Annotated in this window: 20 protein-coding genes; 14 read left to right on the top strand and 6 right to left on the bottom strand. The window is 34.8% G+C overall.

Features of this window, described 5'->3' with window-relative positions:
* Nucleotides 1-215: 215 nt before the first annotated feature.
* Nucleotides 216-389: a hypothetical protein gene (locus tag BTOYO_RS27835; protein ID WP_001142745.1), complete on the bottom strand. Its 174-nt coding sequence runs from the start codon at nt 387-389 to the stop codon at nt 216-218.
* 371 nt (nt 390-760) lie between these two features.
* On the opposite strand from BTOYO_RS27835, the gene BTOYO_RS24800 reads away from it, so the two are divergent.
* On the top strand, nt 761-1,060 hold the full coding sequence (locus tag BTOYO_RS24800) for an ArsR/SmtB family transcription factor (protein ID WP_000214792.1): 300 nt from the start codon (nt 761-763) through the stop codon (nt 1,058-1,060).
* Nucleotides 1,061-1,239: 179 nt separating this feature from the next.
* Here the strand turns inward: BTOYO_RS24800 and BTOYO_RS24805 are convergent, their stop codons facing one another.
* Nucleotides 1,240-1,425 carry a YkvS family protein gene (locus BTOYO_RS24805; protein WP_000646787.1) on the bottom strand — a complete coding sequence of 62 codons (186 nt, stop codon included), beginning with the start codon at nt 1,423-1,425 and terminating at the stop codon, nt 1,240-1,242.
* A 649-nt stretch (nt 1,426-2,074) separates the two neighbouring features.
* Between BTOYO_RS24805 and BTOYO_RS24810 the strand changes: the two genes are divergently transcribed.
* From BTOYO_RS24810 to BTOYO_RS24860, 11 genes are all read left to right on the top strand, one after another.
* Nucleotides 2,075-2,392 carry a hypothetical protein gene (locus BTOYO_RS24810; RefSeq protein WP_000627296.1) on the top strand — a complete coding sequence of 106 codons (318 nt, stop codon included), beginning with the start codon at nt 2,075-2,077 and terminating at the stop codon, nt 2,390-2,392.
* Between the two features lie 796 nt (nt 2,393-3,188).
* A complete protein-coding gene (locus BTOYO_RS24815; RefSeq protein ID WP_000750115.1) occupies nt 3,189-4,391 on the top strand; it encodes an L-lactate MFS transporter in 1,203 nt (400 codons plus the stop codon).
* A gap of 716 nt (nt 4,392-5,107) precedes the next feature.
* A complete protein-coding gene (dhbA, locus tag BTOYO_RS24820) occupies nt 5,108-5,893 on the top strand; it encodes a 2,3-dihydro-2,3-dihydroxybenzoate dehydrogenase (RefSeq protein ID WP_000991102.1) in 786 nt (261 codons plus the stop codon).
* A 26-nt stretch (nt 5,894-5,919) separates the two neighbouring features.
* Nucleotides 5,920-7,116, top strand: coding sequence for an isochorismate synthase DhbC (gene dhbC, locus BTOYO_RS24825; RefSeq protein WP_001004384.1), 1,197 nt, complete (start codon nt 5,920-5,922; stop codon nt 7,114-7,116).
* A gap of 12 nt (nt 7,117-7,128) precedes the next feature.
* Complete coding sequence (locus BTOYO_RS24830) at nt 7,129-8,745, top strand: (2,3-dihydroxybenzoyl)adenylate synthase (RefSeq protein ID WP_000955337.1); 1,617 nt, start codon at nt 7,129-7,131, stop codon at nt 8,743-8,745.
* A gap of 24 nt (nt 8,746-8,769) precedes the next feature.
* Nucleotides 8,770-9,663: an isochorismatase family protein gene (locus BTOYO_RS24835; RefSeq protein ID WP_001007271.1), complete on the top strand. Its 894-nt coding sequence runs from the start codon at nt 8,770-8,772 to the stop codon at nt 9,661-9,663.
* Between the two features lie 33 nt (nt 9,664-9,696).
* On the top strand, nt 9,697-16,854 hold the full coding sequence (locus BTOYO_RS24840) for an amino acid adenylation domain-containing protein (RefSeq protein WP_001133900.1): 7,158 nt from the start codon (nt 9,697-9,699) through the stop codon (nt 16,852-16,854).
* Nucleotides 16,851-17,075, top strand: a complete 225-nt coding sequence (locus BTOYO_RS24845) for an MbtH family protein (RefSeq protein WP_000184074.1) — start codon at nt 16,851-16,853, stop codon at nt 17,073-17,075. Before BTOYO_RS24840 ends, BTOYO_RS24845 begins: the two co-directional genes overlap by 4 nt.
* Nucleotides 17,075-18,517 (top strand): MDR family MFS transporter, encoded by a 1,443-nt coding sequence (locus BTOYO_RS24850; RefSeq protein ID WP_000865164.1) that lies wholly within the window; start codon nt 17,075-17,077, stop codon nt 18,515-18,517. Before BTOYO_RS24845 ends, BTOYO_RS24850 begins: the two co-directional genes overlap by 1 nt.
* Before the next feature lie 58 nt (nt 18,518-18,575).
* Nucleotides 18,576-19,325: a 4'-phosphopantetheinyl transferase Sfp gene (gene sfp, locus BTOYO_RS24855; RefSeq protein ID WP_000573008.1), complete on the top strand. Its 750-nt coding sequence runs from the start codon at nt 18,576-18,578 to the stop codon at nt 19,323-19,325.
* Nucleotides 19,326-19,360: 35 nt separating this feature from the next.
* Entirely contained in the window at nt 19,361-19,903 is a 543-nt protein-coding gene (locus BTOYO_RS24860; protein WP_000959152.1) for a hypothetical protein, read from the top strand.
* 43 nt (nt 19,904-19,946) lie between these two features.
* Here the strand turns inward: BTOYO_RS24860 and BTOYO_RS24865 are convergent, their stop codons facing one another.
* Nucleotides 19,947-20,219, bottom strand: a complete 273-nt coding sequence (locus tag BTOYO_RS24865) for an HU family DNA-binding protein (protein WP_001043908.1) — start codon at nt 20,217-20,219, stop codon at nt 19,947-19,949.
* Nucleotides 20,220-20,423: 204 nt separating this feature from the next.
* On the opposite strand from BTOYO_RS24865, the gene BTOYO_RS24870 reads away from it, so the two are divergent.
* On the top strand, nt 20,424-21,191 hold the full coding sequence (locus BTOYO_RS24870) for a DUF3891 family protein (protein WP_000577310.1): 768 nt from the start codon (nt 20,424-20,426) through the stop codon (nt 21,189-21,191).
* A 14-nt stretch (nt 21,192-21,205) separates the two neighbouring features.
* Nucleotides 21,206-21,730: a DinB family protein gene (locus tag BTOYO_RS24875; RefSeq protein WP_000656264.1), complete on the top strand. Its 525-nt coding sequence runs from the start codon at nt 21,206-21,208 to the stop codon at nt 21,728-21,730.
* Between the two features lie 149 nt (nt 21,731-21,879).
* Here the strand turns inward: BTOYO_RS24875 and BTOYO_RS24880 are convergent, their stop codons facing one another.
* The 3 genes from BTOYO_RS24880 to BTOYO_RS24890 form a co-directional block, all read right to left on the bottom strand.
* On the bottom strand, nt 21,880-23,073 hold the full coding sequence (locus BTOYO_RS24880) for a S8 family peptidase (protein ID WP_000790785.1): 1,194 nt from the start codon (nt 23,071-23,073) through the stop codon (nt 21,880-21,882).
* A gap of 341 nt (nt 23,074-23,414) precedes the next feature.
* Entirely contained in the window at nt 23,415-24,449 is a 1,035-nt protein-coding gene (locus tag BTOYO_RS24885) for a DUF3994 domain-containing protein (RefSeq protein WP_000644816.1), read from the bottom strand.
* 62 nt (nt 24,450-24,511) lie between these two features.
* A complete protein-coding gene (locus tag BTOYO_RS24890) occupies nt 24,512-25,165 on the bottom strand; it encodes a DUF7018 domain-containing (lipo)protein (protein WP_000644852.1) in 654 nt (217 codons plus the stop codon).
* Nucleotides 25,166-25,189: the final 24 nt, after the last annotated feature.

The following is a 25,189-nucleotide window of genomic DNA, read 5'->3' on the forward strand; positions in this document are numbered from 1 at the left end:
AAAGATTTAATCACGCTTTTCTCGAATTGTTTCATAAATTTATTATGTAAGTAATAGTTTATATTTTAAAATGTTTTATTTACATTTAAATTTAAATAAAAGTATGTAAGCTGGTTCTAATCGTTATTAAATGTAGAACTTATGAAAAATCAAAGGCCGTCTCTTTTTTTAGAGACGGCCTTTGTATGTTTGTTATTCAAAATTTGATAACTCACCTATGAATTATCAGAAGAAGGCGGTGTATTTTCCAAACGATTATAAGCTTTAAAAGCTACGATTGCCGATATAACACCACCTACTAAAAATAGAGTTGATCCACCAACTAAAATGATACGACTGACATATGTCTCACGTGCTTCTTCAATTTCTTCTTGTAACATTGTAGGCATATGAAATCCTCCTTTGCCAAATTGTTTTGTAAATAGTATATACAAACGCCTAAAATGTGTTAAGATTACTGGATAGTTTTATGCGGAAGATACAAAATGCATAAAACTATCCAGCACGTAGTAGGATGCAAGTCATTAAATAAATCTTCATCATAAATTTATGCTAACTTCACATAGAGCACATATTAACATTGTATTATGTATATGTACCAAATAAATAAATGAATAAATAAAAAAAGTGAATAATTGTAAGTTCTATTTTTGAAAATTTGAGATCCTATTATTTCTATATAAAGGTCTTGAGCGGGAGTATTGAATTTTGTAGAAATGGATCTTAATAAAAAGGAATTCATATAAAAGGGGAATGTCTTATGACAACATATACGAGTGAAATGAAAAAAAGTGTAGTTTCAGAAGAGGATGTAGATATTTTAAAAATTATGGCGCATCCAATCCGATTACAAATTGTAAATGAATTAAGTACTAGAAAAACTTGTAATGTAACACAATTAACAGAATTGTTGAATATTCCACAATCGACTGTTTCGCAACATTTATCAAAAATGAAAGGTAAAGTGTTACGAGCTGAGCGAAAGGGTTTAGAAATTTATTATCACATTAATAATTTAAAAGCGAGTAAGATTGTTAATGTTTTAGGATATATAAACTAATGAAGTATTATGATATAAAATAGCCTCTGCTGGTGAGCAGAGGCTATTTTGTGTTGTTTTATCCCGCATTAACGGGCAATGAAACTTCCACCTCAAAATTTAGCTTGAGCAAAGAAATTAGGATGGGAGATAAACTGCCCGTTAATGCCCGATTGGTGAGGGTTGATTAAAGTTTTACTTTATGTATTTGCATTTAAAATTTTATAGTTTTTATGATTTACTATCGTTCGATCAAATTCAAAAGTACCACCGCTTACATCTGTAATTTCAACTAAGACCGATTCAGTATATAGTTTTAGTACAGACCCTGTAATCTTTAAATTATTTCGTTGAAAAAGTATAGTATCCCCTACGTTTGCTTTCATAGTACCTCCTTATAAAAGACAGAAATATTTGTTTATTACATATATTAAACCACGGATAGTTATATTAGTGAATATTTAGTTTTGTTTATCAATGAAAAATTTTTTATTTAATAAAAAAGTATAGAGTGCTCCTATGGTAAAAGTTATATTTTGTTTAAGGTTATTATATGCAAAGTAAAATTTTTCAGAATTGGCGAACCAATATTTCTATGTAAATTATGTAGCTAAACAAATTAATCAAAAGAGAGATAATATGTAGCTCTAAACGTAAAGTAGATCAGCAAAGTTTTATAGGGAAGGCAGCATTGTTTTTAGGAGTACAGTAAGTGATTTCTTCAATAAGTATAAATAAGCGTTTCTCAAAAGTAATAGTATTCAGGTGAATATAGTATAAGGAATGAAAAGAAATGGAGTTATGATCTGTATAAATCTGACTAAAAATATAGAAAAACTCAAATATAAAAAGGTATTCAATTAAAAATGGAGAAGTAATATATATGAAAGGAGAGATTCATATGAGTAAAGGGAAAAAGAAAGTTAAGCAAACTAGTTTTCTGGTGAATTTTTTGAACGGCAAGGGGAGTCTCGTGAAATTTTAATAGTATTATAGTTATCCCCTTGTGAAAAAATTGGTTGGGGGAATATATAAATGATAACAGAAATGAATATTAAAGTAGTTTGTGAGGAACAGTTTTCAAATAGAGAAATAAAAATTTTAGAGACGTTTCTTTCAACTCTATCGGGGCATTCTAACGCTTTCGTTACAAAAGAGGGGATGTTTTTAAATCCTTTAAGTAAAGAGAAGAGTGTGGTCTATTATCACAATTTTGTATTTGTAAAATCACTTACAGAAGAAAAGTGTGCAGAATTAAAAGAAGTTTTAACAAGACGTATTAAAAACGCTTTCGTTATGATGGAATTTGTAGAGCCAATCGTTACATTTGAAGAAACAATTATAAACGTATAAAGAAAATCAGCCTTATGAATTGACCTAATAAAACCTTCTCTTTACTAAATAGTAAAGAGAAGGTTTTATTACAGCCCAGTTTAATTTACGAAAATACAACAACTCAATTCAAATAGTACGTGTATTAACAAAGGCTGACAATGATTTCATTTGTGTTCTACTATTTAAAGTTCAATTCAAAGATGGTTGTCAAACAGATATTCATATAGGCCGAATTTTTGAAAGTAAAGTTTTTAATAAGATAGGTATAGATGAGAAGTCATTCTGAGATTAAAGAGGACACTATAGGATTGTAACCATTACACTTTTAATGTAATGGTTTTTTTCATGCAAACAACCAGAAACTTCGAAAAGAAGTTATATATATTCGTATCCAATTAAGTAGGGAACCTTTTGTTTGCATAAGGTAATCAAAATTTGACTGGAGCAAAGAAATTAGGTGGGAGTCGGGCTGCCCGTAAACATTTGATTGGTGTGGCCTAATAATCAATGAGAGGTGAATAAAATCCTACAGATTAAAGTTTCACTAAATGAAAAAGATTTCAAAAACACTTGTAAGCCGTACTTATATAACACAATACGAACAGCCGCTACGTATTTAATAAGTAGTTCTTTGTATTTCACCCTTCGTTTTCTGTAACTGATTTCATATTTTTGACGCTTTGTATTGTAAGTGCTTACATAAGCGGAAACATCTTATACAATGAAGTTGTCAAATCAAAGAGGTGGACAAAATGAACATAAAAAAATCAAATGTAGCGAATAGCATTGAAATAGAAGGAGGAGGCGGGATAATATGAAAAAATCAACTGTTAATCCATGGCTTGTTGTCCTTGGTACAGTCATAGTACAAATGGGGCTTGGAACGATATATACTTGGAGCTTGTTCAATCAGCCTTTAGTTAGTAAATTTGGTTGGAGTCTGAATGCTGTTGCTATAACTTTCTCGATTACAAGCCTTTCTTTAGCGTTTTCAACATTGTTTGCGAGTAAATTGCAAGAAAAATGGGGACTTCGTAAACTCATTATGATAGCTGGACTAGCATTAGGACTAGGATTAATACTTAGTTCACAAGCTTCCTCATTAATATTGCTTTATGTATTAGCAGGAGTTGTCGTAGGGTATGCAGATGGTACAGCATATATCACTTCACTATCGAATTTAATTAAGTGGTTTCCAGAGCGTAAAGGTTTAATTGCTGGTATATCTGTCTCTGCATATGGTTCAGGTAGCCTAATCTTTAAATACATAAACGCACAGTTGATTGAATCAGTTGGTGTATCACAAGCGTTTATATACTGGGGTTTAATTGTTACAGCTATGATTGTGATTGGCGCTTGTTTAATCCATCAAGCTGCTGATCAAGGGGCAGTTCATGAAACAAAAACGAAGGAATATACAACGAAAGAAATGCTAGGTACAAAACAAGTATACTTATTATTTATTATGTTATTTACATCATGTATGAGTGGCTTATACTTAATTGGCATGGTAAAAGACATCGGTGTTCAACTTGTAGGGCTTAGCGCAACAACAGCAGCTAATGCAGTGGCTATGGTTGCAATCTTCAATACATTAGGTCGTATTATTCTAGGACCGTTATCAGATAAAATCGGCCGTTTAAAAATCGTTACTGGTACTTTTGTTGCTATGGCGACTTCAGTCTTGGTCCTAAGTTTCGTAGATTTAAATTATGGTATCTACTTCGTCTGTGTAGCAAGTGTAGCGTTTTGCTTTGGCGGAAATATCACTATTTTCCCAGCTATTGTTGGTGATTTCTTCGGCATGAAAAATCATAGTAAAAACTACGGAATTGTGTATCAAGGATTCGGGTTTGGAGCGCTTGCAGGTTCCTTTATCGGTGCAATTCTAGGTGGATTTAAACCAACTTTCATGGTGATCGGCGTATTATGTGTCGTGTCATTTATTATCGCAATTTTAATTCAAGCACCTAATAAGAAAAAAGAAAAAGAAGAAGAATATCGCAGTGTAGCGTAACGATTTAAACCTTCTATGGCACTACGATAAGAAAAAGCACTCTATGAAATAGGGTGCTTTTTTCTATATGAACTTTTTTAAATTATTTTTCCCTACCAAGTCCTTGTAATCGACGTAATGATACGAATAAAAGCGCGAGTAAAACATCAATTTGGATTATATTAGGATTTTATTAAGGGATGCATAATATAGGAAAATCTAAATAAATCTTAGATTATACATAGAATATTTATTGAGAAATGAAAGATGTAAAATAAAATATTTTCAGAAAAATGTTGAGAAAAGAAAAAATGAATTTTTGGTAAAGCATTGTAGGCGAAGAAATCTACAAGTTATCTTTTTGAATTTCAAAAAGATGATAAGGAATTATGGATTTATTTTGTATCCTTTATTACAGCCCGTAAAACCCCCAATGAATAAAGTTGCACTTTATTTAAAGTACTTTTTAATGCTTATAGATGTAGACTTACATAGAAACATAAAAAATATTTTGTCTGAAAAATAAAAAAAGATTGACAAGATTATTGAGAAACATTATCATTTCGATGTAAGAGCAGTAAATGAAAAACATTATCAATTAATTGCATTTTAATGAAAAGTACACTTGACCAATTAGTTTAGTAAGTGTATTATTTTTTACATTACCAATGATAATGAAAATCGTTATCATTTAATTTGTTTCATTAGATTAATTTTTATATGAAAGGATAGAGGAAATGAACGCAGGGGAATTTGATGGAAAAACCGTTTTCGTAACAGGTGCAGCGCAAGGTATAGGTAGTGTTGTAGCAAAAATGTTTTTAGAAAGAGGGGCTACAGTTATTGCGGTTGATCAAAATGAAGAAGGGTTAAATGTGTTATTAAATCATGATGCATCATATGAAACGCGTATGAAGACATTTCATTTAGATGTGAGTGATAGCAATGCTGTTGAAGAGGTAGTAAACCGAATTGAAAATGACATAGCGCCTATAGATATATTAGTAAATGTCGCAGGAGTTTTACGAATGGGAGCGATTAACTCTTTAAGTGATGAAGATTGGCATAAAACATTCTCTGTAAATACTACAGGAGTTTTCTATATATCTCGATCGGTAAGTAAACGTATGATGGTAAGAAAATCAGGGGCAATTGTTACAGTTGGCTCAAATGCAGCAAATACTCCGAGAATGGAAATGGCTGCGTATGCTGCATCAAAAGCTGCAACGACAATGTTCATGAAATGTTTAGGATTAGAGCTTGCATCATACAATATTCGCTGCAACTTAGTTTCTCCTGGTTCTACTGAAACTGAAATGCAAAGGTTACTATGGGCTGATGAGAATGGAGCTAAAAATATAATTGCTGGTTCCCAAAATACATACAGACTCGGTATACCATTACAAAAAATTGCACAACCTTCAGAAATTGCTGAAGCAGTATTGTTTTTAGCTTCTGATAAAGCGAGTCATATTACAATGCACAATTTATGTGTCGATGGCGGAGCTACATTAGGAGTTTAATAAAAAATTCAGGAGGTTTTCATACTATGAATGAACTTACAGCCGTAAAGGAACTGTCAGAAAAATTATTAGAAGATTATAAGACTGAATCTTCGTTCTTTTTCGCTTCACCAACTCGAACGATATTGACAGAAGGAGAGGTTACTACAGTAAAACATCATGAAATTGAAAGTTTTCCAGAACTTGTACAAGCGGTATTAAGTAATGCAAAACAATCCGGAAATCCGAATCCTATCGTTGTTGGTGCTTTGCCTTTTGATCGTAGAAAAGAAGTTCAACTTATTGTACCGGAATATTGCAGAATTACTGAGTGTTTACAGTTGGAGACAACAAATGAGATAAAACCAAATGAGAAACTGACATTTGAAATGACACCGGTTCCAGCTTCTGAAACTTATATGAATGGTGTGAAGCAAGGGATTGAAAAAATTCAGGATGGAGATTTAAAGAAAATCGTTCTATCTAGATCGTTAGATGTTAAATCTTCAGAGAAGATTGATAAACAAAAACTACTTCGCGAATTAGCAGAGCATAATAAGCACGGTTATACATTTGCTGTGAATTTACCGAAAGATGAAAAAGAGAACAATAAGACATTAATTGGAGCAAGCCCTGAATTGCTTGTTTCACGTAGTGGTATGCAAGTCGTTTCTAATCCATTAGCTGGTTCAAGACCAAGAAGTGACGATCCAGCTGAAGATAAAAGAAGAGCAGAGGAATTACTCTCTTCACCAAAAGATTTACATGAACATGCGGTAGTAGTTGAAGCGGTTGCTGCTGCGCTTCGTCCGTATTGTCATACATTGCATGTGCCAGAAAAACCATCAGTTATTCATAGTGAAGCAATGTGGCATTTGTCTACCGAAGTGAAAGGTGAACTTAAGAATCCAAATACTTCTTCTTTACAATTAGCAATTGCTCTCCATCCTACGCCAGCAGTTTGCGGAACTCCAATGGAAGCAGCAAGAGAGGCTATTCAAAAAATTGAGCCATTTGACCGTGAATTCTTTACAGGAATGTTAGGGTGGAGCGATCTAAATGGAGATGGCGAATGGATTGTTACAATTCGTTGTGCGGAAGTGCAAGAGAATACACTTCGTTTATATGCAGGAGCTGGAGTTGTTGCTGAGTCAAAACCAGAAGATGAGCTAGCAGAAACATCAGCTAAGTTCCAAACAATGCTGAAGGCTTTAGGGTTAAGAGATAATTCGTTGAATGAATAGGGGGAAGAAAGAATGTTAACAGGTTATACGGAATGGCCAAAAGAATTCGTCGATCGTTACCGAGAAGAAGGGTGTTGGCTTGGTGAAACATTTGGCCGAGTGTTAAGAGAGCGTGCTGAAAAATATGGAGATCAGATTGCAGTTGTAAGCGGTAATAAGCATATAACGTATAGTGAACTTGATAAAAAGGTAGATCGCTTAGCTTCAGGTTTACTGAATGTAGGAATAAAGAAAGAAGACCGAGTTGTAATCCAGTTACCTAATATTATAGAGTTTTTCGAAATATGTTTTGCACTATTTCGAATTGGAGCGCTTCCTGTTTTTGCGCTACCTTCACATCGAAGCAGTGAAATTAGTTATTTTTGTGAGTTTGGCGAGGCGAGCGCTTACGTTATTTCAGATAAGGCTCTCGGTTTTGATTATCGAAAACTAGCAAGAGAAGTGAAAGAGAAAGTGCAAACTTTACAACATGTAATTGTAGTGGGAGAAGAAGAAGAGTTTGTGAACATAAATGATCTGTATATGGATCCCGTCTCATTACCAGAAGTTCAGCCAAGTGATGTTGCGTTTCTTCAATTATCAGGAGGGACAACAGGACTTTCTAAATTAATTCCTAGAACACATGATGACTATATTTATAGTTTACGTGTTAGTGCTGAAATTTGTAATTTAAATGCAGAAAGTGTCTATATGGCCGTTCTTCCAGTAGCACACAATTACCCGATGAGTTCTCCAGGAACATTTGGAACTTTCTATGCGGGTGGAAAGGTAGTGTTGGCAACTGGAGGGAGTCCAGACGAGGCATTTGCTCTTATAGAAAAAGAAAAAGTGACGATTACAGCGCTCGTTCCACCATTAGCAATGATTTGGCTTGATGCTGCATCTTCCCGTAATAACGATTTATCGAGCTTGCAAGTGATTCAAGTAGGTGGTGCGAAATTTAGTGCCGAAGTTGCGAAGCGTATTCGTCCTACATTTGGATGTACGTTACAGCAAGTGTTTGGTATGGCAGAAGGGCTAGTAAATTACACAAGATTAAATGATCCGGAAGAAATCATTATTCATACACAAGGTAGACCGATGTCTACATCCGATGAAGTAAAGGTTGTTGATGAAAATGATAACGATGTAAAACCGGGTGAAGTAGGTAGTTTATTAACACGAGGTCCATATACAATTCGTGGTTATTATAAAGCGGAAGAGCATAATGCACGATCATTTACAAAGGATGGATTTTATCGCACAGGTGATCTTGTAAAAGTAAATGAACAAGGTTACATCATTGTAGAAGGAAGAGATAAAGATCAAATTAATCGTGGTGGTGAGAAAGTTGCTGCGGAAGAGGTTGAAAATCATCTATTAGCACATGATGCAGTACATGATGTAGCAATTGTATCTATGCCTGACGATTATTTAGGTGAACGCACCTGTGCTTTTGTTATAGCTCGCGGACAAGTTCCAACTGTAAGTGAATTAAAAATGTTTTTAAGAGAACGTGGTATAGCGGCTTATAAAATTCCAGATCGAATTGAATTTATTGAATCATTCCCGCAAACAGGAGTCGGAAAAGTCAGCAAAAAAGAACTACGTAAAGTCATTGCTGAAAAACTTATTACAGTAAAACAATAATAAAAACCGGAAGGAAGTGATTAGATGGCTATCCCATCTATTTCAGTATATAAAATGCCAATTGAATCAGAACTACCAAAAAATAAAGTGAATTGGACACCAGACCCGAAACGTGCAGTACTTTTAATTCATGACATGCAAGAATATTTTCTTGATGCATATAGCGATAAAGAATCACCAAAAGTAGAACTTATTTCAAATATTAAAATGATAAGAGAAAAATGTAAACAACTTGGTATACCAGTTGTTTATACAGCGCAACCTGGTGGACAAACGTTAGAACAAAGAGGTTTATTACAAGACTTTTGGGGTGACGGTATTCCTGCTGGACCAGATAAAAAGAAAATTGTTGATGAACTTACTCCTGATGAGGAGGATATATTCCTAACAAAATGGAGATATAGTGCATTTAAAAAGACAAATCTATTAGAAATTTTAAATGAACAAGGAAGAAATCAACTCATTATTTGCGGTATTTATGCGCATATTGGATGCCTTTTAACAGCTTGTGAAGCATTTATGGATGGTATAGAGCCGTTCTTTGTAGCAGATGCAGTTGCTGATTTTTCACTAGAGCATCATAAACAAGCATTGGAGTATGCATCTAATAGATGCGCAGTAACGACATCAACAAACCTATTGTTAAAAGATTTACAAAGTGTAAAAGGTGATGAGAGTGAAGGAATCACTATACAGGAAGTACATGAACTAGTTGCACAACTACTTCGTGAGCCAGTAGAGAGTATTGATATTGATGAGGACTTATTAAATAGAGGGCTTGATTCGGTCAGAATTATGAGTTTAGTAGAGAAGTGGCGTCGTGAAGGGAAAGAAATCACGTTTGCAGATTTAGCAGAACGTCCAACTGTTGCAGGTTGGTACAGCTTACTATCTTCACAAACAGCACAGGTGCTGTAACAAATAGACTACATAATAAAGGGGTAGTAAAGAATGCCTAACAGTCAAAAGATTCGTCATTCGTTATCATCTGCGCAGTCTGGTATGTGGTTTGCGCAACAATTAGATCCGCTTAATCCGATATATAATACTGGGGAATATGTAGAAATAAACGGGAATATTCATCAAGACATTTTTGAATTAGCTGTACGTAAAGTTGTAATGGAAGCAGAAGCACTTCATGTTCGCTTCGAAGAGGATGAAATTGGCCCATGGCAAGTTATTGAAGAATCACAGTTTCATATGCATTTTATTGACGTTCGTAAAGAAGAAAATCCTGAAGAAGCTGCTAAAGTATGGATGAAAAATGATTTATCTATGCCAGTCGATTTGAAAAAAGATACTTTATTTACTGAAGCACTTATTCAAGTTGAAAATAATCGTTTCTTTTGGTATCAGCGCATCCATCACATTGTGATGGATGGCTATGGATTTTCACTTCTTAGCCAAAAGGTAGCGAATGAGTATACATCACTTATAGAAGAAACAAACAAGAATGAAAAGCCATTTGGTTCTCTTGCAAAAGTTGTGCAAGAAGATATTGAGTATCGTGAGTCTAAACAATTTCAGGAAGATCGTACTTTTTGGTTAGAAAAATTTGCGGATGAACCAGAAGTTGTAAGTTTGGCAGAACGAGCACCGAGAACATCAAATGGATTTTCACGAGAAACAGCTTATTTATCTAGTTCTAGCACGAAAACTTTACTAGAAGAAATCAATATTTCGTTAACAAGTTGGCCGGAATTCATTGTCGCTGTAACAAGTATTTATATGCATAAATTAACAGGTGAAAATGATATTGTTTTAGGTTTACCAATGATGGGACGTCTAGGTTCTGTATCTATTCATACACCTAGTATGGTAATGAATTTAGTTCCACTTCGTATTACAGTAACTCCAAATATAACTCTTGCGGAATTATTGCAACAAGTTTCTAAAGAAATCCGAGATGTACGTCGCCATCATAAATACCGTCATGAGGAATTAAGAAGAGACTTAAAGTTACTAGGTGAAAATCAAAGGTTGTTTGGACCGTTAGTGAATGTTATGCCATTTGATTACGGGCTTAATTTTGCTGGGAAGCGTGGTATTACGCATAACTTATCAGCAGGACCTGTCGATGATTTATCGATAAATGTATATAAACGTTTTGATCAAAAGGAGTTAATGATTCATTTTGATGCGAATCCCGAAGTATATAATGGCGCGGAGCTAGCATTGCATAAAGAAAGATTTATGAATCTATTTGAATTAGTAATAAATAATTATGAGAAAAACGAGTCTATTGGAAAAATAAACATTACTCTGCCTGAAGAAAACCATAAAGTTTTATTGGAATGGAATGAAACGAAGGAAGATGATGAGTTAATCAGTCTACCTATATCATTTGAAAAACAAGTGCAAAAAAATCCAAATAAACTAGCGATTACTTGTGACGGTGTAAACCTTACGTATAAAGAGCTAAATGAACGAGCGAATGAACTAGCACATTATTTAGTAGAAGAAGGCATACGACCAAACCAGTTTGTAGCTTTAGTATTCCCTAGATCAATAGAAATGGTAGTTAGTATGCTAGCGGTCTTAAAGGCTGGTGCAGCATATTTACCAATAGATCCAGAATACCCAGCAGAAAGAGTTAATTATATAGTAAATGATGCAAAACTAGTTTGTATCATAACACATTCATCTGTTTCATCTAAGTTAGTTATAGAAAATGATATGAAAAAAATTGTATTAGATGAAGAAGAAACGAAACTAGCGTTACATACATATTCTCGTATGAATATAGCATGTAAGAATGATGTATCACTTTTAAACCCAGCCTATACAATATATACTTCAGGCTCAACAGGAAACCCAAAAGGTGTAATTGTTCCTATGAGAGGTTTAAGTAACTTTTTAATGGCTATGCAACAAAAGTTTTCATTAAATGAAAATGATCATTTATTAGCAGTTACAACTTTTGCGTTTGATATTTCTGCTCTAGAAATTTATTTACCTCTTATTAGTGGCGCAAGTTTAACAATTGCGCAAAAAGAAGACATACAAGAGCCATCAGCATTAACGACACTTTTACAAGAAGAAAGAGTGACCATTATGCAGGCTACACCGACGCTTTGGCAGGCGTTAGTAACTGATTATCCAGAAAAGCTACAAGGGCTAAACATACTTGTTGGTGGTGAAGCTCTTCCAGCGTATTTAGCAAATAAATTAAAAGAATTAGGTTGCTCAATAACTAATTTATATGGACCAACTGAAACGACGATTTGGTCTACTTTCATGAACATTGATGAAAGTGAAAAGGGTATACCACCTATTGGAAAGCCAATTTGCAATACAGAAGTGTATGTATTGGATGCAGGATTACAACCTGTTCCACCTGAAGTTATCGGTGAATTATATATTGCAGGAGAAGGAATCGCAAGCGGATATTTAGGAAAACCTGCGTTAACGGCTGAACGATTTGTTGCAAATCCATATGGAGAACCAGGGAAGCTTATGTACCGCACAGGTGATCTTGTGAAATGGCGTAACGACGGTGTGCTAGAGTACATGAGTCGCGCAGATCATCAAATAAAAATTCGTGGTTTCCGAATTGAATTAGCTGAAATTGAAACGGTATTACAACGACATGAAAATATTCAACAAGCGGTAGTGATGGTACGAGAAGATCGTCCAAATGATAAACGCATCATTGCGTATATCGTTGCAGAAGAAAAGGAACCGATTAATCTTTCAGAAATTCGTTCTTATGTTTCAGAAAGTTTAGCGAATTATATGATACCATCGGCATTTGTTGTGCTAGAAGAATTACCATTAACGCCAAATGGTAAGGTTGACAGAAAGAAATTACCTGCTCCTGATTTTAATGGAATGAACAATGAGAGAGTTGCTAGAAATCCGAAAGAAGAAATATTATGTGATTTATTTGCAGAAGTACTTGGTGTTTCTCGAATTAACATTGATGATAATTTCTTTGAAATGGGTGGACATTCACTTCTCGCATCTCGTTTAATGGCAAGAATTCGTGAAACGTTAAGTGTGGAATTAGGAATCGGGAAACTATTTGAATCACCAACTGTTGCCGAACTGGCGAAACAATTAAACCATGCAAAAAGTGCAAGACCAGCTATTCAGAAAGCAAGTAGGCCAAATGAAGTTCCACTTTCATTTGCACAGCGCAGGTTATGGTTCTTAAATTGTTTAGAAGGTCCAAGTCCTACTTATAATATTCCGCTAGTCATTCGTATGAATGGAATATTGAATCGGCAAGCATTACAAGGTGCTTTTTATGATGTAGTTGAGAAACATGAAACACTTAGAACAATTTTCCCTAACGTATTAGGTAGTTCCTATCAGAAAATTTTAGATATGGAAAACTTAAATCTAGAAATGGTTATAACTAATACATGTAAAGATGAATTAGAAAGTGTACTTTCAGAGGCGGTAAGATATAGCTTTAACCTCGATTTTGAGCCGGCAGTTCGTTTGCAACTTTTTACAGTGAGTGAAAACGAACATGTATTATTAATTCTATTACATCATATTGTAGGTGATGGCTGGTCATTACAGCCGTTAACGAGAGATTTTACAGCGGCGTATAAAGCACGATGTCAAGGTGACAGAGTTCAGCTGGAGACACTACCAGTTCAATACGCAGATTATGCACTTTGGCAACAGCAATTGCTAGGTGATGAAACGACACCAGAAAGTCTTATTTCAACACAATTAGATTTTTGGAAAGAAGAACTTAAAGGTTTACCAGACCAAATGGAGTTGCCTACAGATTACCAGCGTCCGGTGGAAACGAGTTATCGCGGGGAAACAATTCATTTTCATATAGATGAAGGTATGCATAGTAGGTTAGTAGAGCTTGGTCGTAAAAATGGGGTTAGTTTGTTTATGGTATTGCAAGCAGGACTTAGTGCACTATTTACAAGATTAGGTGCAGGCACTGATATACCAATTGGAAGTCCGATTGCTGGAAGAAATGATGATGTACTTTCAGATATTGTTGGTTTATTTGTAAATACATTAGTGTTACGTACAAATACGTCAGGAGATCCAAGTTTTAAAGAATTATTAAATAGAGTGAAGCAGGTAAATCTTGCAGCTTATGAAAATCAAGATGTTCCATTTGAAAGGCTTGTTGAAGTGTTAAATCCAGTACGTACTCGAAACAGCCACCCGTTGTTTCAAGTTATGTTGGCTTTTCAAAATACACCAGAAGCAACGTTTAATGCACCAGATTTAGAAGCGAGCCTTGAAATTCAAAGCGTTGGTTCTGCAAAATTTGATTTAACATTTGAAATTAGTGAGAGTAACGAGGTTGATGGTACTCCGAACGGTTTACATGGATTACTAGAGTTTAGTACCGATTTATATAAACGTGAAACGGTTCAAAAACTAATAGAACGATTCATTTTGTTATTAGATGATGCAGCTACAAATCCGAATCAATCAATTGGCAGATTAGAAATATTAACTGTAGCAGAGAAAAATACAGTATTAGAAAAGTGGAATGGTGGTTTTCAAATTGCACCAGAAATGACATTGCCACAATTGTTTGAAAAGCAGGCTCATATAAATCCAAATTCTATAGCTGTTGTCTTTGAAGATAAGAAATTAACTTATGAAAAGTTAAATAGAAAAGCAAATAAAATAGCTCGATTCCTAATAGCAAAAGGGGTTGGTCCTGATCAACTCGTTGCTTTAGCGATGCCAAGATCATTAAACATGGTTGTAAGCTTACTTGCTGTTCTTAAAGCAGGTGCCGGATACCTTCCGTTAGATCCAGATTATCCGTCAGATCGTATTTCATTTATGCTACACGATGCGAAACCATCATGTGTATTAACAAATTCAAGTGTAGAAATTGAATGTGATGAGTCACTAAAGATTTTAGTTGATGATGTGAACGTAATGGAAGAAATTGAGAAATATAGTGAAGAAAATATTGATGAAATGGAGTGCCTGAAGCCGTTAGCTCCTTCACATATTGCTTACGTTATTTATACGTCAGGCTCAACAGGTAGACCGAAAGGAGTTATGATACCTCATCAAAATGTAGTAAGACTTTTAGGAGCAACCGATCATTGGTTCCAATTTGACGCAGACGATGTGTGGACGATGTTCCATTCATACGCTTTTGATTTCTCGGTTTGGGAAATTTGGGGACCTTTATTATATGGAGGGCGTTTAGTTGTAGTACCACATACTGTAAGTCGCTCGCCGAAAGAATTTTTACAGCTTCTTGTTAAGGAAAAGGTTACTGTTTTAAACCAAACTCCATCAGCGTTCTATCAATTGATGCAAGCAGATCGTGAAAATGAAGAGGTTGGTCAAAAACTATCTTTACGATATGTTGTTTTTGGTGGAGAAGCACTTGAACTAAGTCGATTAGAAGATTGGTATAGTCGTCATCCTCATAACGCACCGAAACTTATTAATATGTACGGTATAACGGAGACGACGGTACATGTTAGTTATATTGAGTTAGATGAGAGTATCGTTTCTTTACGAGCAAATAGTTTAATCGGGTGCAGTATACCAGATCTTAAAGTATACGTATTAGATAACTATTTACAACCAGTGCCGCCAGGAGTAGTTGGAGAAATGTATGTTGCAGGTGCTGGACTAGCTCGTGGATATTTAGGAAGAGCAGGATTAACGGCTGAACGTTTTATCGCAGATCCATTTGGTAAACCTGGTACAAGAATGTATCGCACAGGAGACTTAGCGCGCTGGCGTCAAGATGGGACGTTAGATTATATAGGACGTGCAGATCATCAAATTAAAATTCGTGGATTCCGAATTGAATTAGGGGAAATAGAAGCGGTCATAATGAAACACGATAAAGTTGAACAAGTGGCCGTTATTGTCCGGGAGGATCAACCAGGGGATAAACGATTAGTTGCTTATATCGTCGCATCAAATAATGAAACGATTGATACGAATGAAATGCGTCAGCATGCTAGTGGTAGTTTACCAGATTATATGGTTCCATACGCTTTTGTAGTAGTAAATGAGTTACCTTTAACTCCAAACGGTAAATTAGATAGAAAGGCATTGCCAGCTCCAGAGTTTATTGCATCATCATCTAGCCGCGGACCGAGAACACCGCAAGAAGAAATGTTATGTGACTTGTTTACAGAAGTTTTAAGTGTGTCTCAAATTGGAATTGATGATGGATTCTTTGATCTTGGTGGTCATTCACTTCTTGCAGTGCAGCTTATGAGTCGTATGAAAGAGGCACTTGGCGTTGAACTGAATATTGGAACTTTATTTGCAGCACCTACTGTTGCGGGGCTTGCTGAAAGGCTTGAGATTGGGAATGGTCAAAGTGCACTTGATGTATTGCTTCCATTACGAGCAAGCGGGGATCAATTACCACTATTTTGTGTACATCCAGCAGGTGGATTAAGTTGGTGCTATGCAGGACTTATGAAATCTTTAGGAACAGATTATCCAATCTATGGTGTACAAGCACGTGGTATCGCTGAAAATGAAGAACTTCCAAAAAGTTTAGAGGAGATGGCGGCGGATTACTTGAAACATGTTCGTGAAATACAGCCTCATGGACCATATCGTTTATTAGGTTGGTCGCTTGGAGGAAATGTTGTGCATGCAATGGCGGCGCAACTACAAAATGAAGGAGAAGAAGTAGAATTACTCGTTATGCTTGATTCTTATCCTGGACACTTCTTACCGAATACGGAAGCGCCTACTGAAGAGGAAGCGTTAATCGCATTACTTGCTTTAGGCGGATATGACCCAGACAACATGGATGGTAAACCACTTACAATGGAAAGTGCAGTTGAAATCCTTCGTAAAGATGGAAGTGCATTAGCAAGTCTTGAAGAAGAGACTATATTGAACTTGAAAGAAACATATGTAAATTCAGTAGGGTTGTTAGGGAAATATGTACCGAAAGTTTATAACGGGGATATTTTATTCTTTAGGTCTACTGTTATACCAGACTGGTTTGATCCTATTTCTCCAAATACATGGCTAAATTATTTAGATGGAGATATCGTGCAACATGATATTGATTGTAGACATAAAGATTTATGTCAGCCAGGGCCGCTTACAGAAATTGGGCAAGTACTAGCGAAATATTTACAGAATAAGAAAGGGGTAAATAGAGTATGACGAATCCATTTGAAAATGATAATTACACATATAAAGTATTAATGAATGAGGAGGGCCAGTATTCTCTCTGGCCTGCCTTTCTCGATGTACCAATTGGATGGAATGTCGTACATGAAGAAGCTAGCAGACAAGTTTGCTTAGAATGCGTTGAAGTAAACTGGAATGATTTAGAGCCAAAAAAAAATCAAATTAGCGAAAAAATATTAGTAGGAAAACAATAATGAAAGTAAAAATAAATCCAAAAGTAGTTATAAGCATCGTGTATATAACAGCGATGTTTATGGCTGCGATGGATGCAACAATTGTGAATGTAGCATTGCAAACGATAAGCAAAGAACTGCAAGTACCCCCATCTGCAATGGGGACAGTAAATGTTGGGTATTTAGTTAGCTTAGCTGTTTTTCTTCCGATTTCCGGTTGGTTAGGCGATCGTTTTGGTACGAAAAGAGTATTTTTAACTGCCCTTTTCGTTTTTACAATTGCATCTGCATTATGTGGAATTGCGAATGATATTACTTCATTAAATATTTTTCGTATCATTCAAGGTGCAGGTGGCGGACTTTTAACACCGGTCGGGATGGCGATGTTATTCCGAACATTTTCACCAGAGGAAAGACCAAAAATTTCTCGATTTATTGTACTGCCAATTGCTGTTGCACCAGCGATTGGACCAATTATTGGTGGTTTCTTTGTAGATCAAATGTCTTGGCGCTGGGCATTTTATATTAATTTGCCGTTTGGTATTATTGCGTTGCTATTTGGACTTCTATTTTTAGCAGAGCATATTGAAAAATCAGCTGGTCGTTTTGATTCTCTCGGTTTTGTTCTTTCAGCACCAGGTTTTGCGATGCTCATCTATGCACTCAGTCAAGGGCCGTCAAAAGGATGGATTTCTCCAGAAATAATAAGTACTGGGATAGCTGGGATTGTATTCATTTCACTGTTTATAATAGTAGAATTGAAAGTAAAGCAACCGATGTTAGATTTACGCTTATTAAAAGAACCCGTTTTTAGAAAAATGAGTCTCATATCCTTGTTTTCATCTGCTGGTTTACTTGGAATGCTATTTGTTTTTCCGCTTATGTATCAAAATGTAATCGGAGTTTCTGCGCTGGAATCAGGTCTTACGACATTCCCAGAGGCGATTGGATTAATGATTTCTTCGCAAATTGTACCATGGACGTATAAGAAATTAGGTGCTCGAAAGGTAATCTCTATTGGACTAATAAGTACCGCGGTTATATTTGTATTATTAAGTTTTGTAAATCATGATACGAATCCATGGCAAATACGGGCATTATTGTTTGGCATAGGTATTTTCTTAGGGCAGTCTGTCGGTGCAGTTCAATTTTCTGCTTTTAACAATATCACACCATCTTCTATGGGTAGAGCAACTACTATATTCAATGTGCAAAACCGATTAGGATCTGCAATAGGAGTTGCTGTTTTAGCTAGTATACTGTCTGGTTTTGGAAGTAATAACGTACAGAATAACGCACAATCAGATTTCTTGCCATATCAAGCGGCATTAATTGGATCAGCACTATTTTTACTTATAGCATTACTATTTTCTTTACGTATTTCTGATAAAGAGGTAATGTCAAAGAAGAAAGAAAAAATGTTATCCGTATCACAAAAAGAGAAAGAACTCGTCAATGAATAGCAATATATGTATGCTACTTTAATTGAAATTGATATTAGTAGTAAAAAGGAGATTTTACATGATAGAAAGTAAAGTTGTAGATTCTATACCAACTTTGAATGAGAATGATTGTCAAATATGGTGGGCAAGAATTTCAGATTTACAATCATGGCATTACAATTTACTAAATGATGTAGAGCAAGAGAAAGCAAATTCATATCATCATTCGGCAGATCGTGCACGTTTTATAATAGGTTGCGTAATTAGTAGGTTAGTTCTTGGAAAGATACTTTCTATGTCGCCAGTTCAAGTGCCGATTGATCGATTGTGCCCAGTATGTAAGTTACAACATGGTAGGCCGCAATTACCAGAAGGTATGCCACAATTATCAGTTTCACATTCGGGTGAGTGGGTTGTCGTTGCATTTACAAAATCTGCATCTGTCGGTGTTGATGTTGAACAAATGAATCCAAATGTAGATGTGATGAAAATGGCAGAGGGCGTATTAACAGATATTGAAATAGCACAAGTTATGAAATTACCTAATGAACAGCGATTAGAAGGATTTTTAACGTATTGGACTCGAAAAGAAGCTGTGCTGAAAGCGACAGGTGAAGGACTATTGATTCCACCAGTTGAAATTACTGTATCAGCTCCAAATGATCCTCCTAAATTGTTGGTTTTTAGGGATAGACAAGAGTTAGCAGAAAATACAAGGATGGAAGATGTAAGGCCTAGTTTAGATTATATGGCTTCCATTGCAATATTTAGTAAAGAAGTAACTGAAATTACGCAGTTAGACGCGGTAGCGCTATTAAATTATAAATAAGTTTAATAAAATATTTTATAGAAGAGGTGTTCCACATGTTAGTGGCGGAAAGTAGAACAAATGAATTCACTTATAATGTACAAGCAATTAAAAATATTTTATTTTCTGGAGATACATCATCTATTCTTGCTTTAGAAAAGCTTTTGAATGATACAGTTCAATTTGATGTTCTAGAACAAGAGGTAATAGATAGGCAGTACATTCCGAAAGAAGCAAAAAATTTCTTTGATAAAAACGGAACATTTCTTTATCGTGTATCTAATGTTAGTTATAATGGTAAGGTGTTATCTGAAAATCTAATTTTTGCGGATACTTCTTTTTTACCGGATACAATAAAAAGTGAATTAGAAAGTGGAACTATTCCTGTTGAAAACCTGATAGAAAAAATGGAAGTAAGAAGAAACGTATTATATGAAGGATATCAGCCATCTGGAAATATTATCGAATTGTTTGATGGATGTTCAGTTGCGGCGAATGTGTATCCAACTAGAAAATATCAAATTGTAAGTAACTACAAATGTGTATTTTATATTTGTGAAGTGTATCATGCAGAAAATATAAAGGACTTGCTTAAATAAGAAATAAACAAGAAACCAGCCTATAAAATGGCTGGTTTCTTGTTTATTTAACAGCTTCTTTTAATTCTTTACCTGCTTTAAATGCTGGAACTTTACCAGCCGCAATTTGAATTTCTTCCCCAGTTTGTGGGTTACGCCCTGTACGAGCAGATCTTTCACGCACTTCAAACGTTCCAAAACCGATTAATTGAACTTTATCGCCAGATTGTAATGCGTTAGCAATTGTGTCAAATACGGATTGTACAGCTGCAGAAGCATCCTTTTGAGAAATATCAGCTGTTTGTGCCACATTTTTAATTAATTCTGTTTTATTCATGTTTTCACCTCATAAAAATTTTTTTAGAATGAATGTTTTAGTATAATGGATAGTAAAGATAAAGCTAGTTTTATGGTTGGAAAGAATACTATATAGTTATGTTAATTTCGTTGCAAGAGACTGAATCCCTGCTAATAATTGGGGATTAATTAAGAATTGATGCATACAAAAAGCAATAGTATGAGGATGAGGGGGAATATACGTATGATTTTTCGTGAAAAGAGTGAGAAAGAGAGTATATTAATTCGTCAACATGATCATGGTTTTTTGGCTGGAGAGATTGCTAGGCATATAAAAGAATGTTTTTTTGAAGATACAACATACTTAAAAGAGACAATTGATGCAATATATGAACATGATAGAGGATGGATAGAACTTGATAAAGTACCAATTTTGAATGATGCTAAAAATATTCCGTATACATTTATGGATTGTCCAAGCCCATTACGTTTTGTTTTTTATACGATTGGTTTGAATGAAATTGAAGATTCTAATCCATACGGGGCATTACTGTGTAGTAAACACTTTTTATCATTCCCATTAAATGAGGAAGATGAAGAGATGCTTTCTTTTTATAAACATGAATTAGAACGACAAAAAAGAATTTTGAAAACGTTAACAAAGGAACAGTTTGCGATGTTCGATAAACATTATAGATTATTAAAGTTTTGTGATGAACTTTCTTTATACGTATGTATGAATAAGCCTGGTGTCAAAAAGAAAGATGAAGTTGATTTATTTAAAGATGGTTTTGAAGGAACAGAAATGTTTAATAGTAAAGAGGAGAAACTTATTCAAGCTGAATGGGTGGACGAGGAAACAATTCGGATTACACCATTTCCATTTCAAACGGAATTTTATACGTATGTAAAATATAAAACGATAAATAAACATGAAATTGAAGAAAAAGGGATTGTAAAAGCTGATAGAGAATCGGAAATGAAGGAGCAAAACATTCGTTTTATACAATAAGGAGGTAATATAAATTGAAAGATTATATATTAAAACAGTGTGATTACCATGCTTGGGCTAATACTAGATTATTCAATCGATTAAAAGAGTTACCAAATTATGAGACAATTTTTAATGAGCAGATACAGAGTGTATTCCCATCCATTAAGGATACTTTTGCGCATATTTATATTACAGATCAAGTGTGGTTACACATATTACATGGCAGAAGTATGAGTGAAGCAATACAAGATCGTGAAAAGTTAAAAAAACAAATCGATACAAAATCGCTAAATGAATTAGAAGAAATGTTTTTAAATATAGCTAATCAGTATAAAGAATTTCTAAGTACACAACAAGATGTACATGCTGAATTTGTTATTAAGAATCCATATGCAGGGACACTACATACTTCAATTTTAGAATTAGTGCAACACGTCGTAAATCATGGTACATATCATAGAGGAAATATAACAGCAATGATCCGTCAACTTGGTCATTCATCGACAATGATGGATTTTGTACTGTATTTACATATGATTCAGAAAAAGGGGGAGTAATATAGTTTGTAAGAAGGAGAGACTTTAATTGTAAAAGTCTCTCCTTCTATTTTATCCTGCATGAACTGCCTATAAAGTACCGATTAGTGTGGGAAAATAATCATTTGGGATGTACAAAGCCTCCAATAATTAAAGTTTCACTGTATTTCTTACGAAGCTTTATTTTCTTGTAATTGCTTAGCGTATTGTACAGCCTTATATGCATTGACTCTACCGTTTTTCCAGTACGTACCTGTACCACTAATTTTATCAGAAGTTGACTCAATAATTTGGCGGATTTGTGTATTGCTATATCCTTGATTTGCTAAAAGAGCAGCGACTCCTGCAACATGAGGTGTTGCCATAGATGTACCACTTAATGATTGATACGTGCTCCCTTTATATGTTGAATATATATTTGAACCTGGTGCTGCAACATCTACCCAGCTACCATAAGTAGAAAATGAAGATTTTCTATCTGATTGATCTGTAGAAGCAACTGCAATTACTTCGCTGTAATAAGCAGGGTAATTAGCTTTTGTATTTCCAGCATTTCCAGCAGCTGCAACTATAACAGAGCCTTTATTCCATGCATATTGAACTGCTTGTTGTAATGCAGTACCACCATTTGGAGCTCCTAAACTTAAACTAATTACTTTTGCACCCGAATCAGCAGCTTCTCGAATACCTTGCGCTACAGCATCAAGAGTCCCGCTTCCTTGATTATCTAATACGCGAACAGCGTAAATGGAAGTCTGCGGGGCAACACCAGCAATTCCGACGCTATTATTCGTAAGTGCTCCAGTAATTCCAGCGCAATGTGTACCATGACCATTACCATCATCAGATGTATTGTCGTTATCAACATAATCATGTCCGTAAATTACTTTAGAAGCTAAATCAGGATGTGAGCCTTGAACTCCTGTATCAATGATAGCTACTTTTACACCAGGATCACTTCGTTGGCTATCCCAAGCTTGTGGAGCTTGGATCTTTTGTAATCCATATTGATTTTTAAAATATGGATCGTTTGGATTCCAAAAGGCATGAACGTAATAATTCGGCTGTGCATATTCCACATCTGGATTATTTTTATAACTCTTTATTTTTTCTTTTACAGTACCTTTTGAAAATTGAACGACTTCAAAACCTAACTTATCATCTTTAGATAAGACATTAGCTCCGACAGATTTATGAAAAGATTGCACATTATTTAAAGATGCATTTTGCTTGAACTTAACGATTAATTGGTTAGGAACGTAATCAGTAGATGATGTTTCAGCACTTGAAGTATTCGTGTTAAAGAAGAAACCACCAATAATAAATGACAAAACAGATAGGAAAACAATGAATTTGTTTTTCAAAAGATTTTTCCTCCCTTTTCTTGGATGAGTTTTTCAGCGACACTTTAATGTCGCATTCCTTTTCAACTATATAGTTAGACCATACGATTTATGACATTTATGTGAAAAACTTTTATTGGAATAAAAAGGGGGGAAGATTGATATAAATTTATTTTAAATGATATTGGTTGAGTAAGAGAACGAAAAAAGGAATGCTCATTATGCATGAATCATTCCTTTTTTCATAGATTAATTGTGATTTCCAAATGAAGTTATACCATTTATAAATAGTTGTTACGTTTTATCCATCTTGATAAAAGAAATCTAAGTGGTTAAGAGGGAGTGACTCTATTTCTTGTCTATTAGAAACTTTGTTTCACATATCTTGTTGTGTTATTTGTTTCTGTATTTAATAATTGTAAGGTCTTACCATCGAAATTCTGTACCATATAAGGTATGTCTTTCTTAGAAACAGTGACTTCTTTACCGTTGTCCATTCGCTTCGTTATATGTAATTCAAAAGTCATAGAGTTTTTATCGTAAGACCATGTTCCTTCCGTTATATTGTCCTTGTTTGGGTAAGTTCCTGCTGTATATAACTCAAAAGTATTTCCACCTTTTATGATTAATGTTACTAGGAAACCACTAGAAGTTTCAAGTCCCCAGTCAGCAATTAACTCAGTTCCGTCTGTTACTTTACTCTTAACGTTTGCTTCGTTAACACCTGAATTAGTGTCTATTCCTGTTTTCTCACTAGCAGATATTCCGCCGCCGTTCGCCTTCGTTACTTCGTTTTTCATGTTGTTATATACTTCAATCCAGTATTTGTCGCCTTCTTTAACTAACTTTTCAGCGTTTTCAATTACTTCTTTGTCAGTTTTACCACCAGTATTTTTCTCTGTGTTTTGTGAGAAAATACGTTCTACTCCCTCAAAGGCTTTTCTGTACTTAGCGGTTGCTTTCTCAATATCCTTTTGAGCATCTATATACTTGTTCGGTGGGTCGATTTCTTCAAACTTATCAATTGCTTTAAAGATGTTTTCGACACTAACTAATACGTCTTTTCGTGTCTTATTGCCTTTGCTAGCTTCCCCAACTATATTATTGTACTCTTTGAATAATCTATCAAACTCATTTCCTAAATCAATTAAATACATAGGATAGTCGTCTGCTAATACTCTTACTTTCTTCACATCAGAAGTTGACTGCTTTGAAGTACTAGAGTCAGCTTCTTTAGAAGTCTTAACTTCAGAATCCGTCTTAGCGGTTTTAGACTCTTCTGTCTTAGCGGTTTTAGACTCTTCTGTTTTAGCAGGTTTAGACTCTTCTATTTTTATGCAACCGTTCATTAACAACATAACTGGTATGGTTAATCCTATTAGTTTCTTTGCTTTCATGATTAAATGCCCCTTATCCTTAGTTAATAAATTAGCCGTATCTATTTACCTTGATTTCAGCCTTACTGTGTTTTTCTAGAAATACTATCTGTTGCTTCCTCAAAAAGCTTTGAACCATCTTTAGCTTTCGTTAATGACTGATTCATCTTACTTTCGTTTTGTTCTTCTATTGCATCAAAAAGAAGTGCAAATGCTTCATTATAAAGTTCCATTGATTGTTTTATATTTTCTTGTTCTACTTTTAACTCAGGCGGTGCTTGGAGGTTTCTTAACTTTGTTACATATGCTTTTGCTCCACCTATACTTAATTGTACTTCACTTTTCTTTTGACTATATGACTTAACATCTGAACTTGCTACCTTTTCCATTAATTTCAAAACATCATCAACTTTAGTAGCATTTTCTACTATTTCTGACTTGTATTTCTCAACTTCTGAACCACTTAACTTTGCAGTGGATGAACTAGAGGAAGTAGATGATTTTGAATTGTTAGAAGAAGAACTTGGTTTACTACTTGATGAGTTACTGTTTGCATCTTTACCATTCGCTGCAGATAAGCTATCATCTTTTTTACTATCGGTTGACTTACTCTCTTTCTCCATCTTTTGCGTTTCTTCTTTCTTTGGTTCCGCTTTCTTACTATCAGTTTCAATTGTAATACAACCACTTAATAACATAACTGGTAATGCTAAACTTACTAATTTCTTTGCTTTCATGATTCTTAATACCCCTTTATTTGT

It is taken from the genome of Bacillus toyonensis BCT-7112, assembly GCF_000496285.1.
Taxonomy (GTDB): Bacteria; Bacillota; Bacilli; order Bacillales; family Bacillaceae_G; genus Bacillus_A; species Bacillus_A toyonensis.

Coding starts and splice junctions, on each gene's coding strand:
- BTOYO_RS24800 (WP_000214792.1), top strand. CDS start 761: ATGACAACATATACGAGTGAAATGAAAAAAAGTGTAGTTTCAGAAGAG.
- sfp (WP_000573008.1), top strand. CDS start 18,576: ATGATAGAAAGTAAAGTTGTAGATTCTATACCAACTTTGAATGAGAAT.
- BTOYO_RS27835 (WP_001142745.1), bottom strand. CDS start 389: ATGCCTACAATGTTACAAGAAGAAATTGAAGAAGCACGTGAGACATAT.
- dhbA (WP_000991102.1), top strand. CDS start 5,108: ATGAACGCAGGGGAATTTGATGGAAAAACCGTTTTCGTAACAGGTGCA.
- dhbC (WP_001004384.1), top strand. CDS start 5,920: ATGAATGAACTTACAGCCGTAAAGGAACTGTCAGAAAAATTATTAGAA.
- BTOYO_RS24810 (WP_000627296.1), top strand. CDS start 2,075: ATGATAACAGAAATGAATATTAAAGTAGTTTGTGAGGAACAGTTTTCA.
- BTOYO_RS24835 (WP_001007271.1), top strand. CDS start 8,770: ATGGCTATCCCATCTATTTCAGTATATAAAATGCCAATTGAATCAGAA.
- BTOYO_RS24850 (WP_000865164.1), top strand. CDS start 17,075: ATGAAAGTAAAAATAAATCCAAAAGTAGTTATAAGCATCGTGTATATA.
- BTOYO_RS24805 (WP_000646787.1), bottom strand. CDS start 1,425: ATGAAAGCAAACGTAGGGGATACTATACTTTTTCAACGAAATAATTTA.
- BTOYO_RS24840 (WP_001133900.1), top strand. CDS start 9,697: ATGCCTAACAGTCAAAAGATTCGTCATTCGTTATCATCTGCGCAGTCT.
- BTOYO_RS24865 (WP_001043908.1), bottom strand. CDS start 20,219: ATGAATAAAACAGAATTAATTAAAAATGTGGCACAAACAGCTGATATT.
- BTOYO_RS24845 (WP_000184074.1), top strand. CDS start 16,851: ATGACGAATCCATTTGAAAATGATAATTACACATATAAAGTATTAATG.
- BTOYO_RS24860 (WP_000959152.1), top strand. CDS start 19,361: ATGTTAGTGGCGGAAAGTAGAACAAATGAATTCACTTATAATGTACAA.
- BTOYO_RS24870 (WP_000577310.1), top strand. CDS start 20,424: ATGATTTTTCGTGAAAAGAGTGAGAAAGAGAGTATATTAATTCGTCAA.
- BTOYO_RS24815 (WP_000750115.1), top strand. CDS start 3,189: ATGAAAAAATCAACTGTTAATCCATGGCTTGTTGTCCTTGGTACAGTC.
- BTOYO_RS24890 (WP_000644852.1), bottom strand. CDS start 25,165: ATGAAAGCAAAGAAATTAGTAAGTTTAGCATTACCAGTTATGTTATTA.
- BTOYO_RS24885 (WP_000644816.1), bottom strand. CDS start 24,449: ATGAAAGCAAAGAAACTAATAGGATTAACCATACCAGTTATGTTGTTA.
- BTOYO_RS24830 (WP_000955337.1), top strand. CDS start 7,129: ATGTTAACAGGTTATACGGAATGGCCAAAAGAATTCGTCGATCGTTAC.